Consider the following 12,313-nt stretch of genomic DNA (forward strand, 5'->3'; position numbering starts at 1 on the left):
CCCCGCGTCCCGCGGTATGCGCGTCAGCGTCATCGGCGGTAGTTCGGTCGGTCCGGAGACGGCGGCCGTCGCCGAGGAACTCGGGGAACGACTGGCGAACCGCGGACACACGGTCGTCTGCGGCGGTCTCGGTGGGGTGATGGAGGCCGTCTGTCGCGGGGCACACAGTGCTGGCGGCGAGACGATCGGGATCCTCCCGACGGACCGCCGAGAGGACGCGAACCCGCACGTCACGGTCCCGATCGCGACCGGACTCGGTCACGCGCGCAACGCGCTCGTCGTGATGAACGGCGACGCCGCGATCGCGGTCGACGGGTCCTACGGCACCCTCTCGGAGATCGGGCTAGCGCTCGCGCACGGACGGGCGGTCGCCGGACTCGACACGCACACCGTCGACGGCGTGAGAGCGGTCGCGTCGCCCGCGGCGGCGGTCGACTACGTGGAGACCGAGGCCGTCGAAACCCGTCGAGACGCGTGACTCAGAGCGTCTCCGAGGTGACGGGCCGGACGCGCCCGACGCCCGGGAATCCGCTCCACGACCGACCGATGACCGAGTACGCGGCGACGCTGAAATAGAACCCGACGAACGCCCCGGCAACGGTCCCGAGGATCGGGACGACGTTGAGCACGGCCGCGACGACGCCGCCGATCAGGAGCACGGCGAACATCGTCACCCACGCGACGGCGTACGACCGGGACGTCCAGACGGGTTTCAGCGTCCCGACGTCGAACCCGGAGCCGATCGACCGGGTCCGGGCGAAGTTCGCCAGCGCGGCCGGAAGGAGGTACCCGACGAGGAGCGCGAGGGCGAGCCACACGATTCCGCCGACGAGGATGCCGAGCACACCGAGGCCGCCGAGGGCCCCGTCTCCGCCGACGCCGACGCCCACGATACCGACGAGGACGACGGCACCGCCGACGAGGAGCGGGACGAAGCCGTAGACGATACCGATCACCGCGGCCTTGATCCCCGTGACGGTCATCTCCGCGAGGTCGTCGAACACCGGCGGGACCTCGTCGCCGGCGGCGGTGCGGTCGTACACTCGCACGACGTACCCGGCGAGGACGAACAGCGGGACGATGAGGAAGCCGAACAGCGCGAGTAGTCCGCCGATGAGAACGGTTTTGACGACGTCGTCGCTCTCTGCGGGGTATCGTATCGCCGACGCTATCGCCTCGACTACTCCGCCGTACTCACCGTCGATCTCGGACCCGTGTCCCGCCTGCATCCCGGTGTCGCTTTCGTCGTTTACCATGAGATATCCGGAGAACCGACACGGTGAGAATATATAGTTATATTCAGTGAAGCGGCGTGAATTACCCGCAATGCGACGGTTCCGTTCCCGATAGACGGGACCGAGGGAGGCGGAAGGGATCGCTCCCGTGCGGCGGGGCGGGTTCGTCGCCGGGATCGGACCTCGCGCGCTACCAGGTGTCGTGGAACGTGTCGAACTCGATCGAGTCGAGCGGCTTCTCGCCGATCGCGGCCTTGTACTCACCAGGGGTCAACATGGGCTTGTGGAATCGCGGCCCGTCGTCGGTCGTGATGCGGGGGCAGCCGGTGTTGACGAACGCGTCCATGTCGAAGTTGCGGAGGCGGTCCGGCGTCACCTCGTCCATCGTGATCAGGTAGGCGTTCTCGTTGTTCTCGACGATCTCTTGGGCCGTCTCCCAGCGTCCCTGGCCGATCTTCGTACAGAAGATGACGCCCCACTTCTCGGCGCCCATCGCCTTGTGAACCGAGGCGTAGCGCTGCTTGAGGAACTGGTCGTGTTCGGCGACCGACACCGCGTTGTTGACGGGGTCTGCGATGATGACGCGCTTCTCGGGATGCTCCATCGCGAGCCCGACGGGGTGGAACTTCCCGCCGCCGACGTACAGCACCTGATCGGCGGGGATGTCCGCGGAGGCGTAGTTGCAGCCGAGCACCTGTCCCTCCATCGTGAGGCGGTCGTCGCCGCGGCGCGTGTGGACCTCGTAGCCGCGCTCTTCCAGCCAGTCGGTCATCTCCTCGAACCGGTTCATGTGCTGGGCGGTCGTGACGAGCCCCACGTCGGGGTCCTCCTCCGGGGGTGTGAGCTCTTCTTCCAGCGCGTCCTCCATGATCGGGAACGGGTCGACGTTCGAGAAGAGCGGGACGTAGACGATGCTGTCGGACTCCTTCATCGGCGTGTGGCCGAAGTGGACGAACACGTCCGTCCGGCGCATCAGGTAGGTGTCGAGGTCGCAGGCGCCGTAACACGGCTGTCCGGACAGCATGAACGTCACGTCGTCCGGCGCGGCCGCGCGGAGGTCGTCGGCGACCTTCGGGCCGCGGCGCTTGAGTCCCTCCGGGAACTGGAGGCCGACCTTCGAGGCGTCTCGCTCCTCGATCGCCTCGACGATCCGGTCGAGTTCGTAGTCCCACTCGCGGTCGTGTTTCAGGGCCATCCCCGTCTTGGTGAGGTCGCCCTCCGTAGAGCCGCTCATGTCGACCGAATTGTGTGGCTGGACGGTTAAACCGCGCGTTCGACGGTCGTAGCGGGTGATCGATCGTGGTACTCTCGCTGAGGTCGATGCTATGTACCCAATCCCCTGCCGCGGCCGACGGATACAACCGCGGAGCCGACGAACCGAGGTGACATGACTGCGATTCCGCTCGAACACGTCCACGTCGCGCCCGACGACGCTCCCGAGAACGCGCCCGCGGTCTTCATCCTCCACGGGCGGGGCGCGGACGAGGAGGACCTCCTCCCCGTCGCCCGCCACCTGCCCGACGCGCTTCACGTGATCAGCCTCCGCGCGCCCGACCCGCTGCAGGGCGGGTACACGTGGTACGAACTCGACCTCTCGGGAGGCGGACTCGAATCGAGCCAGCCGGACGCGGCCGACTTCCGCCGCGCGCTCGATCTCGTGAGCGAGTCGGTCGCGGCCGCGACCGAAGCGTACGACCTCGACCCCGATCGGATCGGCCTCCTCGGATTCAGCCAAGGGGCGATCACGAGCCTCTCGCTCGTCTTGGAGGAGCCGACCCGCTACGCGTGGGTCGTCGCGCTCCACGGCTACCTCGCCGACGCCCACGCCGATCTCGACCCCGACGATATCGAGGGGAAACCGGTGTTCGTCGGCGCCGGCGCCGGAGACCGCGTCATTCCCGAGTCGCGCTCGACCGCGGCGGCCGACCGGTTCGACGACCTCGGCGCGGCTGTCACGCGCGGCAGCTACCCCGGCGGTCACGGTATCGGCCAACAGGAACTACGCGATGTCGTCTCGTTCGTCGAATCGCGGCTCGCCTGACGCCGATCGACGACACGCCGTGTCCCAGGCGATCCCCGGCTCCGGCAAGTTGAAACGGCTCCGGGCCACAGAGGATGTATGAGCGTCGAACAGGCCGCAGCCGACGAACAGGCCTCGATCGAAGACCTCGGCCGCGAGCTCGGCGAGCGGATCGCCGGAACGTCCGAGTACGAGCGCTTCGAGGCGGCTCGCGAGGCCGTCCAGCGCGACGAGGAAGTTCAAGCGAAGATCGACGAGTTCGAGCAGCTCCGCGCGGAGTTCATGCAGGCCCGCCAGAGCGGACAGGCGACGAACGCAGACCTTCACAACGTACAGGACGCACAGGACGAGCTCCACGCGATGCCCGTCATGAGCGAGTTCCTCGACGCGCAAGACCAACTGTCCGACACGCTCGAATCCGTCAACAAGGCCATCTCCGAGCCGCTCGCGGTCGACTTCGGTGGCGAGGCCGGCGGCTGCTGTCAGGACTGACGGCGCTGACTGCGGCCGACCGATCTCGACGGTACTGACGACCAGCTATTTATATACGAATCCGACGCAACTCGCCTCGTGATAGCCGTGGCTGGCGGAAAAGGTGGAAGCGGAAAGACGACCACGTCGGTCGGTCTCGCCCGAGCGCTCTCTCGACGCGGCGCGCCGGTCGTCGTCGCGGACGCCGACTGGGACCTCCCGAACACCGCGCGTCTCGCGACGGCGACCCGCGACGGCGACCGCTCGTCTGCACCGACCGAGGAGCGGACGGTCCTCGATGCGGTCCGCGACGAGGGACGACTCAGTCCGGCCCGCTCGGCACCGACGGTGCTCGCCGCGCCGGCGACTCCTCGACGTGTCGACGCCCAAAGCGTTTTTCAATCGCTCGACGAGACGATCCCGGACGATACGCCGACGCTGCTCGACTGTCCGGCTGGCGCGTCGCCCGACGCCGTGGCCCCGCTCCGAGACGCCGATCGGTGTCTCCTCGTGACGCCGCTCGACCGAGCGGCGCTTCGCGACGCGACGAAGACGGCCGCGATCGCGCGTCGGCTCGACTGTCGCCCCCTCGGCGTCGTCGCCGTCCGCGCCGAGTCGGTCCCCGAAGCCGTCGGTGAACTGCTCGGTTGTCCCGTACTGGGTCGTATTCCGGCGGCGGCGCCTGATCCCCTGTCCGCGCCGCGGGTTCGATCGGCGTACGACCGCGTTGCAGAGGCGCTCGTCGACCGGTACGGCGCAGATCGGTGGCGCATCGCGTAACCACTTGTGATACGGTGTCCCTCAACCGCTAGGTCGTACCGTGAGGACTGCCCGATGACGACACAATACGGCGGAAAGCGGGGATTTCACCCGCATCGACAGAGCCAAACCTCCGGAGACAGCAGCGATCATATGGAAACACTCCCGACCGGAATATCGGTGCTGGACCGGGAGTTCGGCGGCGGTCTCCCGAGCGGCAGCGTCGTCGTGCTGACGGCCGATCCGGCAAGCCAATCGGAACTGATACTCGACCGGTTCTCCCGGGTCCGCGACTGTCGCTACCTGACGACGGTTCGTCCGGTTGACGCCGTCGAGGACGCTTTGACGCTGGATACCGACGAGTCAGCGGCGACCGACGTTCGCCGGATCGATGACGGCGACACATTCGACGGGGTGCTCGAACGTGCCGCCGACCTCCCCGAACGCGGTACGGTCGTCGTCGATTCCGTCGAACCGCTAGAGCGACGCGATCGCACGGAGTACCAGGAGTTCCTCAACGATCTCCGCCGAACGGCCGACGAGGCGGACGCGATGGTTCTCCTCCACGCGCTGAAGAGCGACGCTGATACCCCCAACCGCCTCGTTACCGAGCAGGTCGCGGACCTCGTTTTCGACCTCCGAACGACGGTCACTGGCACCGAGATCGTCAACCGGCTCATCGTTCCGAAATACCGCGGCGGCGCGGCCCTCGAAGAGCCCCTCAAGCTGAAGCTCACGGACTCCGTCTCGGTCGACACGAGCCGAGACATCGCCTGAGATCACCGCCCCTTCCGCCGAGTCCTCTCAGAACGCGATCGCCGCAGCGAGTACGAGCAGGCCCGAACACAGCGCCGCGAGCGCCCAGTTTCGAGCCGTATCGAGCGATCCGTACGGGCCGCCTTTCCGCGAGAACAGGTACACCGCGTAGACGGCGAGCGGGGTGAGCGTTGGCAGCGTAGCGACGTCGACGATCCCGGCGACGCCGGACAGCAGCGCGATCGCGACCGTCGTGCCGCCGGCAGCGGCGGCGACGAGCGCGTCCTCCCGTGCGCGTTCGATCTCCATGTCTGTCCGTGGCTGACTGCAGTACAAAAAGGATCGATTCGTCGGTCCCGACGCGAGGTGTTTTGTGTCTCCGACGTTCGGACTGCCGCCCGCGCCGCCGCTTACTCCTCGTCGAGCTCGTCTGCGATCTCGTCGGCGTCGATGTCGACGTCCTCGAGCGCCTCCTCGATGTCACCGGCACCGGCGCCGCCCATGCCGCCCATCATGCCGCCGAGGCCGCCCATGCCGCCGCCCTCGATGACCTCCTCGACGACGACGCGGTCGAGGTCGAGTCGGCTCATGAGGTCCTGGGCGATCTGCTGTTTCTGGAACATCCACTGCTGGTTCATCTGCATCGCCTGCGTGGCCGTCACGTAGAGGACGTCCTTCTCGACTTCCTCGGTCTCGACGGTCTCCTCGCCGTCTTCGTCCTCGGTGACGGTCTCTTCTTCCTCGGTGACCGTCTCGATGCGGACCTCGGGCGCGTCCTGGAGGTACATCCCGAGCATGCCGGCGGCCTGCTCCTCGCGGTCGTCGATCGCTTCGAGGATCTCGTACTCGTATTCGAGGTCCTCGCCGGCCAGCGGGTGGTTGAAGTCCACGCGGGCGCGGCCGCCGATGATCGTCTCCAAGTAGCCCTGACGGTTGTCGATCTGGATCTGAGCGCCGGGGTACCGGCTGTCTTCGGGGATCTTGTCGGCCTTGACCGTCTCGACCTCGTCGGGGTCGTACGCGCCGAAGGCGTCTTCCGCGGGAACGTCGACGACGCCCTCGTCGCCCACGTTCGCGCCGAGGAACGCCTCCTCGACGGACGGGAACACGTGACCCGCACCGAGCGCGATGACGCGGGGCTCGAACTCGTGTTCCTCGGTGTCGATCTCCGCCTCTTCGGCGACCGACTCGTCGGTCGTGTCGATGACGCGGTCGTCGTCGGCGGTTCGGATCGTGTACGCGACACGAACGAAGTCGCCGTCTTCGAGTCCAGCGGCTTCGGTCTCGTCTTCGGTCTCGGCCTCGGCGTCCTCGGCCGCGTCCGCTTGCTCCTGATCGCTCATACCCAAAAGGTCACCTGTTACACCCTTAAGGCGCACGGTTCCGTCCGGCGCGGTGCGAGCGACCGCCGCGGCCGTTCGCGTCCCGCGCTTTTTAAGCGGCTCCCGGCCGGATGCGGCGGTATGTACGAGGTCGAGATCAAGGTGCCGGCCGATGTCGACGCGGTCCGCGAGCGCCTCCGTGACGCCGGCGCCGAGCGCGTCGATACCCGCCACCAGAGCGACGTGTACTACGACGCGCCGCATCGGAACTTCGCCGAGACGGACGAGGCGCTCCGCGTCCGCCACGAAACCGCCCTCCCAGGCGGACTTGATTCCGGGGCGTCGGGCGAGGCGGACGAGACGGGCGAGGCGGGCGAGGCGGACGAGATCGGCGGCGAGACGACGAAGCTGACGTATAAAGGGCCGCTGCTGGATTCGGCCTCGAAGACGCGTACCGAACACGAGACCGAAGTCGCCGACGGCGACGCGGTCGCCGGCGCGTTCACGGGCCTCGGGTTCGAACCGGCCGCGACGGTCGAGAAGCACCGGGAGTTCTGGTCGTACGACGGATTCACGGTGACGCTCGACGCCGTCGACGGTCTCGGCGAGTTCGTCGAGATCGAACGCGCGGTCGACGACGAGGCCGCGATCGACGCCGTCCGCGACGAGGCGATGGCGGCGCTCGACCGGCTCGGACTCGATGCGGCCGACCAAGTTCGAACGTCGTATCTGGGGCTGTTGCTCGACGGGAGCGTCGACGGGGAGTGAGGATTCCCACTGCTCGTCGCGGTCGCTACGCGTCGCCGGCGGGACGCTTCTCCGAGAGGACCGTCCGGTCGAACTCACAGACGAGGACGTCTCCGCCGTCACCTTCGGCACCCTCGACACCCTCTGCACCCTCGACACCCTCTGCACTCTCGGTAACCACTTTGAACGCCTCCACGTGCATCGTCACGACCCCGCGTTCGCCGTCGCTCGTCTCCCGCTTGTCGGTGACCGTTGACCGCGCCCGGATCGTGTCGCCGTGGAACACCGGACTCGGGTGCTCGACGTTATCGTACGAGAGGTTCGCGACGATGGTGCCGTCCGTCGTCTCCGGAATCGACACGCCGACAGCCAGTGACATCGTGTAGAGCCCGTTGACGAGCCGTTGGCCGAACTGCGTCTCCGCGGCGAAGTCGGCGTCGAGGTGGAGAGGTTGCTGGTTCATCGTCATGTCACAGAACCGCTGGTTGTCCGCCTCGCTTATCGTCCGCCGCGTCGCGTGGTCGATGGACTCCCCGACGGTGAACTCCTCGTAGTAACGTCCGGTCATGTCCGCCGCGTCGACCGGGCGGGTCAAATCGGTGTCGCTCGTCGCCGCGCCGACGACGTTTAATACCCCTGCGGCGGGAGTGGCGAGCATGGCCCGACGAAGCCTCCTGTTTTCGCCCGGCGACCGCCCGGAACTCATGCGAAAGGCCCCCGATGCGGGGGCCGACGTGATCTGCTTCGATCTCGAGGACGCGGTTGCGCCCGACCGCAAGGACGAGGCGCGAGAGGCCGTCCGCGACGTGCTCGCCGACCCCGAGTTCGACCCCGACGCCGAGGTGTGCGTCCGGCTGACGGTCGAGGCGGCGGGCGCGGACCTCGACGCGTTGGCGGGGGTAGACGCACAGACCGACCTCCGCCTCGACGCGGTGATGCTCCCGAAGGTCGAATCGGCCGCTCGGATCGACGAAACGGCGACGCTGTGTGCCGACCGGGGGCTCGATCCGGCGGTGTTCGCGTTGGTCGAGACCGCCGACGGCGTCCTCTCGGCGCGGTCGATCGCCGGTGCGCCGGCGACCGACGCGGTTATTTTCGGTGCCGAAGACCTCGCCGCCGACGTGGGCGCGACGCGAACCGCCGACGGAACCGAGGTACTCTACGCGCGCGAGCACGTGGTGCTCGCGGCGAGTGCGGCCGACGTCGACGCGATCGACACGGTGTACACGGACTTTTCCGACGCGGAGGGGCTCCGTGCGGACACCGAATTCGCGCTCACGCTCGGCTACGACGGGAAGCTCGCGATCCACCCGGCGCAGGTCGACCCGATAAACGAGGCGTTCACCCCGGATCCCGACGAGGTCGAGTGGGCAGCGGCCGTGCTCGCTGCACGCGACGAAGCCGAGCGGGAGGGCCGGGGCGTGTTCCAAGTCGACGGTGAGATGATCGATGCCCCCCTGATCGCGCAGGCGGAACGGATCGCGGAGCGCGCGGCCGCCGCCGGTCCCCAATAGCGATCCACACAAGAACTCGTTCGGCCGTCACAATTAACCACCGGCCCGCGGGAGAGTTCTGTATGGCTGGCCAAGTGAACCCGTTTGAGAGTCTGCAAGAACAGGTCGACGACGCGGCCGCGTTTCTCGACGCCGACCCCGGACTCATCGAGCGACTGAAAAACCCCGAGCGGCTCCTCGAAACGAATCTCACCTTCGAGCGCGACGACGGCTCGCTGGAGACGGTTCGCGCGTACCGGTCGCAGTTCAACGGCGACCGCGGACCGTACAAGGGGGGTATCCGCTATCACCCCAACGTGACCCGCGACGAGGTGAAGGCGCTGTCCGGGTGGATGGCGTACAAGTGCGCCGTCGTCGACGTCCCCTACGGCGGCGGAAAGGGCGGGATCGCGATCGACCCCGCGGACTACTCCGAGGACGAACTCGAACGGCTCACTCGCGCCTTCGCGACGGAACTTCGCCCGCTCATCGGCGTCGACCGCGACATCCCCGCGCCGGACGTGAACACCGGCCAGCGGGAGATGAACTGGATCAAAGACACCTACGAGACGCTGGAGAACACGACGGCCCCCGGCGTCATCACCGGCAAAGCGATCGATTCGGGCGGGAGCGAGGGTCGCGTGGAGGCGACCGGGCGGTCGACCGCGCTCGCCGCGCGCGAGACGTTTGATTGGCTCGACGACGACGTCGCCGACGCCACCGTCGCCGTCCAAGGCTACGGTAACGCGGGGTCCGTCGCCGCCGCGCTGCTCGCCGACCTCGGAGCGACGATCGTCGCCGTCTCCGACTCCTCCGGCGGCATCCACGATCCGGAGGGACTCGACCCTCGCTCTGTCAAGGCGCACAAGGCGGAGACCGGCTCAGTCACCGGCTACGGCGACACCGATCCGCTCACCAACGACGAGCTGCTGACCCTCGATGTCGATCTCCTCGTCCCGGCGGCACTGGAGAACGCGATTAACGGTGACCTCGCTCCCGACGTCTCCGCCGACGTGATCGTCGAGGCCGCGAACGGACCGCTCACGCCCCGCGCCGACGACGTTCTCGCCGACCGCGACGTCTACGTCGTCCCCGACATCTTCGCGAACGCGGGAGGCGTCACCGTGTCGTACTTCGAGTGGGTGCAGAACCGACAGCGGTTCCACTGGACCGAGTCGCGTGTCAACGAGGAACTCGAACGCGTGATCACCGGGGCATTCGACGATATCGTCGAAGCGTACGAGTCCCACGATCTCCGAAACCTCCGGACCGCCGCGTACGTCGTCGCTATCGACCGGATCGTCGACGCCGCCGATCAGGCTGGCAGCTGGCCGTAGGCGTCGCCTCTTCGGCGTGTGACCGTCGACTCACTCCAGCCAGGCGTCGCGGACCGTCACGTGACCGCGATCTCCTTCCCAGACGGTGTCGTACTCGACGCCGATCCGCCGGTCCATGTGCGGGCCGTCGACGACGTACGTCTCGAACTCCCCGCCCTCGCCGAGCGGGTGGACGCCGTACTCCTCCCGTAGGTCGAGCAGGTCGGCTAAGGCGTCCGCGTCGTACCGCCGTCCGAGCCACGACTCGTCGAGCCCGTAGGCGGCGACCTGTACGATCCGGATCTCGAAGCCGGCCTCGAACATCATCTCTGCCAGCTCGATAGGGTCCCGCTGCCAGAGCGGCGCGAACAGGTCGATCCCCAGCCGGTCGCACATCGCCTGAATGCGACTGGTCTGGAACTCGCTTTCGACCGCCCCGGCGGTGACGCCCGCGAGATCGACGTCGTCGACGACTGTGATCTCCCGGAGCGCCGCCTCCATCGGCTCGAGCTCCGCGTCTCCCTGCGCGCCGGCGTCGTCGACGTCGTCGGCCCCGAAGTCGTCGGGAGACACCTCGACGAGGTCGATTCCGACGCTCTCGGCCGCCAGCTCGGCCAGCTCAGTCGCCGGCGTGTGGTACATGTAGGAGTCGCCCGCCGGATGGACGGTCAGGAGCCGAGAGACGTCGAGTCCCTCCTCCAGCGCTCGGAACAGCGCCCACGAGGAGTCTTTGCCGCCGGAAAAGAGACTCACCCAGTCGCCAGTCATGCGCTGAGGGAAGTGCGCGGCGCCTAAAGCGTCGACGGTCCGAGTTGACAGGCGTCGACCGACGCGAACCGCGCGCGGCGATTCGTCGAGCGAGCGGAGATATCCCTGTGAGTTATCCGCCGAACCGGCATCATTACTGAAAAATGATAATATATTAGCGACTGTGCGTTGACGTTCGCGTATGGAGGACCAATCGGAGCCAACGCTCGACACGCTCACCGTCACCGAAGGCGAGGAACCGTTTGCGAACGGGAGCGGAGCGGGCGACGTGGTCTCGCCCGTTCACCTCTCGTCGACGTTCGCGCTTCCCGGCCTCGACACCGAGATGCGACTCGAAGACGTGGACCCGAGCGCCGGAGAGTTCGTCTACGGGCGTCTGTCGAACCCGACCCGTCACGCGTTGGAGACCCGAATCGCCGCGCTCGAGGGGGGCGCTCACGGCGCCGCGTTCGCGTCGGGCACCGCGGCGATCTTCACGACGCTGCTCGCGAGCGTGACTCCCGGCGACCACGTTGTGGCCTTCGAGGACCTGTACGCCGGCACGCGTCGAATGCTCGACGACGTGTTTCAGTCGCGTCTCGGTGTCGACGTCACGTACGTCGATGCGACGGACACGGCGAACGTAGCGGCCGCGCTCCGCGAGGAGACCGCCGCCGTCTGGATGGAGTCGCCGACGAATCCGAAACTCGCGCTGTGTGATATCGCCGGCATCGCCGACCTCGTCGCGGAGCGCGAGGCGGTGTTCGGCGTGGACAACACGTTCGCGAGCCCGTACTTTCAGCGGCCGCTCGAACTGGGTGCCGATGTCGTCGTGCACAGCACGACGAAGTACCTCAACGGCCACTCCGACGCCATCGCCGGGGCGGTCGTGACCGACGACGACGCGCTGGCCGAGGAGATCCGTTTCCTGCAGCAGGTCGGCGTGGGCGCCGTGAGCGGCCCGTTCGACAGTTATCTCGTGCTCCGGGGGATGAAGACGCTCGCCGCCCGCATGGATCGACACGAGGCGAACGCGATGACCGTCGCCGAGTTCCTCGACGAACGGCCGGAGGTGACCGACGTGTACTATCCCGGCCTGCCGGACCACCCGGACCACGAACTCGCTCGCGAGCAGATGTCCGGCTTCGGCGGGATACTCTCGTTCGAACTCGACGGCGAAATCGACGACGCGAAACGGTTTATCGAGGCGTTAACTGAGTTCACGCTCGCTGTCTCCGTCGGCGGCGTCGAAAGCCTGATCGAGTTGCCGGCGGCGATGACTCACGAACCGCTTCCGTCGGCCGAACGTGAAGCGCTCGGAATCTCGGACACGCTCATCCGCGTCTCGGTCGGTATCGAAGGGATAGACGACCTGATCGCGGACCTCGAACGCGGTTTCGATGTGATGAACCGCCGTTCGACGCTGGCATCGACCGACCACTGATCT

At 67.4% G+C, this 12,313-nt stretch carries 15 protein-coding genes; 9 read left to right on the forward strand and 6 right to left on the reverse strand.

Annotated elements, in window-relative coordinates; genetic code table 11:
- Window positions 1-16 precede the first annotated feature (16 nt).
- The gene (locus ACNSN4_RS05090) at window positions 17-478 is read left to right on the forward strand and encodes a TIGR00725 family protein (protein WP_418284698.1); all 462 of its coding nucleotides are present in this window, start codon (window positions 17-19) and stop codon (window positions 476-478) included.
- 1 nt (window position 479) lies between these two features.
- On the opposite strand, the gene ACNSN4_RS05095 is transcribed toward ACNSN4_RS05090, so the two are convergent.
- Together ACNSN4_RS05095 and dph2 are read right to left on the reverse strand one after the other, a co-directional pair.
- Window positions 480-1,256 (reverse strand): DUF4013 domain-containing protein, encoded by a 777-nt coding sequence (locus ACNSN4_RS05095; protein WP_418284699.1) that lies wholly within the window; start codon window positions 1,254-1,256, stop codon window positions 480-482.
- A 169-nt stretch (window positions 1,257-1,425) separates the two neighbouring features.
- The gene (dph2, locus tag ACNSN4_RS05100; RefSeq protein ID WP_418284700.1) at window positions 1,426-2,469 is read right to left on the reverse strand and encodes a diphthamide biosynthesis enzyme Dph2; all 1,044 of its coding nucleotides are present in this window, start codon (window positions 2,467-2,469) and stop codon (window positions 1,426-1,428) included.
- Between the two features lie 153 nt (window positions 2,470-2,622).
- Here dph2 and ACNSN4_RS05105 point away from each other — a divergent pair, with 153 nt between their 5' ends.
- The 4 genes from ACNSN4_RS05105 (at window position 2,623) to ACNSN4_RS05120 (ending at window position 5,262) form a co-directional block, all read left to right on the forward strand.
- Window positions 2,623-3,276, forward strand: coding sequence for an alpha/beta hydrolase (locus ACNSN4_RS05105; RefSeq protein WP_418284701.1), 654 nt, complete (start codon window positions 2,623-2,625; stop codon window positions 3,274-3,276).
- A gap of 78 nt (window positions 3,277-3,354) precedes the next feature.
- Window positions 3,355-3,747, forward strand: a complete 393-nt coding sequence (locus ACNSN4_RS05110) for a YlbF/YmcA family competence regulator (protein ID WP_418284702.1) — start codon at window positions 3,355-3,357, stop codon at window positions 3,745-3,747.
- A gap of 78 nt (window positions 3,748-3,825) precedes the next feature.
- On the forward strand, window positions 3,826-4,506 hold the full coding sequence (locus ACNSN4_RS05115) for a MinD/ParA family ATP-binding protein (protein ID WP_418284703.1): 681 nt from the start codon (window positions 3,826-3,828) through the stop codon (window positions 4,504-4,506).
- Window positions 4,507-4,638: 132 nt separating this feature from the next.
- Window positions 4,639-5,262, forward strand: coding sequence for an RAD55 family ATPase (locus tag ACNSN4_RS05120; protein WP_418284704.1), 624 nt, complete (start codon window positions 4,639-4,641; stop codon window positions 5,260-5,262).
- Window positions 5,263-5,289: 27 nt separating this feature from the next.
- Here ACNSN4_RS05120 and ACNSN4_RS05125 read toward each other — a convergent pair whose 3' ends face one another.
- Both ACNSN4_RS05125 and ACNSN4_RS05130 read right to left on the reverse strand, forming a co-directional pair.
- A complete protein-coding gene (locus ACNSN4_RS05125; RefSeq protein WP_418284705.1) occupies window positions 5,290-5,550 on the reverse strand; it encodes a DUF8049 family protein in 261 nt (86 codons plus the stop codon).
- A 101-nt stretch (window positions 5,551-5,651) separates the two neighbouring features.
- On the reverse strand, window positions 5,652-6,584 hold the full coding sequence (locus ACNSN4_RS05130) for an FKBP-type peptidyl-prolyl cis-trans isomerase (RefSeq protein WP_418284706.1): 933 nt from the start codon (window positions 6,582-6,584) through the stop codon (window positions 5,652-5,654).
- Window positions 6,585-6,704: 120 nt separating this feature from the next.
- Between ACNSN4_RS05130 and cyaB the strand changes: the two genes are divergently transcribed.
- Window positions 6,705-7,331: a class IV adenylate cyclase gene (gene cyaB / locus ACNSN4_RS05135; RefSeq protein ID WP_418284707.1), complete on the forward strand. Its 627-nt coding sequence runs from the start codon at window positions 6,705-6,707 to the stop codon at window positions 7,329-7,331.
- A 25-nt stretch (window positions 7,332-7,356) separates the two neighbouring features.
- Here the strand turns inward: cyaB and ACNSN4_RS05140 are convergent, their stop codons facing one another.
- Window positions 7,357-7,878: a MaoC family dehydratase gene (locus tag ACNSN4_RS05140; RefSeq protein ID WP_418284982.1), complete on the reverse strand. Its 522-nt coding sequence runs from the start codon at window positions 7,876-7,878 to the stop codon at window positions 7,357-7,359.
- An 88-nt stretch (window positions 7,879-7,966) separates the two neighbouring features.
- On the opposite strand from ACNSN4_RS05140, the gene ACNSN4_RS05145 reads away from it, so the two are divergent.
- Together ACNSN4_RS05145 and ACNSN4_RS05150 are read left to right on the forward strand one after the other, a co-directional pair.
- The gene (locus ACNSN4_RS05145) at window positions 7,967-8,824 is read left to right on the forward strand and encodes an HpcH/HpaI aldolase/citrate lyase family protein (RefSeq protein ID WP_418284708.1); all 858 of its coding nucleotides are present in this window, start codon (window positions 7,967-7,969) and stop codon (window positions 8,822-8,824) included.
- Between the two features lie 62 nt (window positions 8,825-8,886).
- On the forward strand, window positions 8,887-10,140 hold the full coding sequence (locus ACNSN4_RS05150; protein ID WP_418284709.1) for a Glu/Leu/Phe/Val family dehydrogenase: 1,254 nt from the start codon (window positions 8,887-8,889) through the stop codon (window positions 10,138-10,140).
- A gap of 30 nt (window positions 10,141-10,170) precedes the next feature.
- Here the strand turns inward: ACNSN4_RS05150 and ACNSN4_RS05155 are convergent, their stop codons facing one another.
- Complete coding sequence (locus ACNSN4_RS05155) at window positions 10,171-10,887, reverse strand: diphthine--ammonia ligase (protein WP_418284710.1); 717 nt, start codon at window positions 10,885-10,887, stop codon at window positions 10,171-10,173.
- Window positions 10,888-11,068: 181 nt separating this feature from the next.
- On the opposite strand from ACNSN4_RS05155, the gene ACNSN4_RS05160 reads away from it, so the two are divergent.
- A complete protein-coding gene (locus ACNSN4_RS05160; protein ID WP_418284711.1) occupies window positions 11,069-12,310 on the forward strand; it encodes a trans-sulfuration enzyme family protein in 1,242 nt (413 codons plus the stop codon).
- Window positions 12,311-12,313: the final 3 nt, after the last annotated feature.

Origin of the sequence: Halorubrum marinum, assembly GCF_048381195.1 — an archaeon.
Taxonomy (GTDB): domain Archaea; phylum Halobacteriota; class Halobacteria; order Halobacteriales; family Haloferacaceae; genus Halorubrum.

Coding starts and splice junctions, on each gene's coding strand:
- cyaB (WP_418284707.1), top strand. CDS start 6,705: ATGTACGAGGTCGAGATCAAGGTGCCGGCCGATGTCGACGCGGTCCGC.
- dph2 (WP_418284700.1), bottom strand. CDS start 2,469: ATGAGCGGCTCTACGGAGGGCGACCTCACCAAGACGGGGATGGCCCTG.
- ACNSN4_RS05130 (WP_418284706.1), bottom strand. CDS start 6,584: ATGAGCGATCAGGAGCAAGCGGACGCGGCCGAGGACGCCGAGGCCGAG.
- ACNSN4_RS05145 (WP_418284708.1), top strand. CDS start 7,967: ATGGCCCGACGAAGCCTCCTGTTTTCGCCCGGCGACCGCCCGGAACTC.
- ACNSN4_RS05120 (WP_418284704.1), top strand. CDS start 4,639: ATGGAAACACTCCCGACCGGAATATCGGTGCTGGACCGGGAGTTCGGC.
- ACNSN4_RS05155 (WP_418284710.1), bottom strand. CDS start 10,887: ATGACTGGCGACTGGGTGAGTCTCTTTTCCGGCGGCAAAGACTCCTCG.
- ACNSN4_RS05140 (WP_418284982.1), bottom strand. CDS start 7,878: ATGACCGGACGTTACTACGAGGAGTTCACCGTCGGGGAGTCCATCGAC.
- ACNSN4_RS05105 (WP_418284701.1), top strand. CDS start 2,623: ATGACTGCGATTCCGCTCGAACACGTCCACGTCGCGCCCGACGACGCT.
- ACNSN4_RS05110 (WP_418284702.1), top strand. CDS start 3,355: ATGAGCGTCGAACAGGCCGCAGCCGACGAACAGGCCTCGATCGAAGAC.
- ACNSN4_RS05095 (WP_418284699.1), bottom strand. CDS start 1,256: ATGGTAAACGACGAAAGCGACACCGGGATGCAGGCGGGACACGGGTCC.
- ACNSN4_RS05150 (WP_418284709.1), top strand. CDS start 8,887: ATGGCTGGCCAAGTGAACCCGTTTGAGAGTCTGCAAGAACAGGTCGAC.
- ACNSN4_RS05090 (WP_418284698.1), top strand. CDS start 17: ATGCGCGTCAGCGTCATCGGCGGTAGTTCGGTCGGTCCGGAGACGGCG.
- ACNSN4_RS05125 (WP_418284705.1), bottom strand. CDS start 5,550: ATGGAGATCGAACGCGCACGGGAGGACGCGCTCGTCGCCGCCGCTGCC.
- ACNSN4_RS05160 (WP_418284711.1), top strand. CDS start 11,069: ATGGAGGACCAATCGGAGCCAACGCTCGACACGCTCACCGTCACCGAA.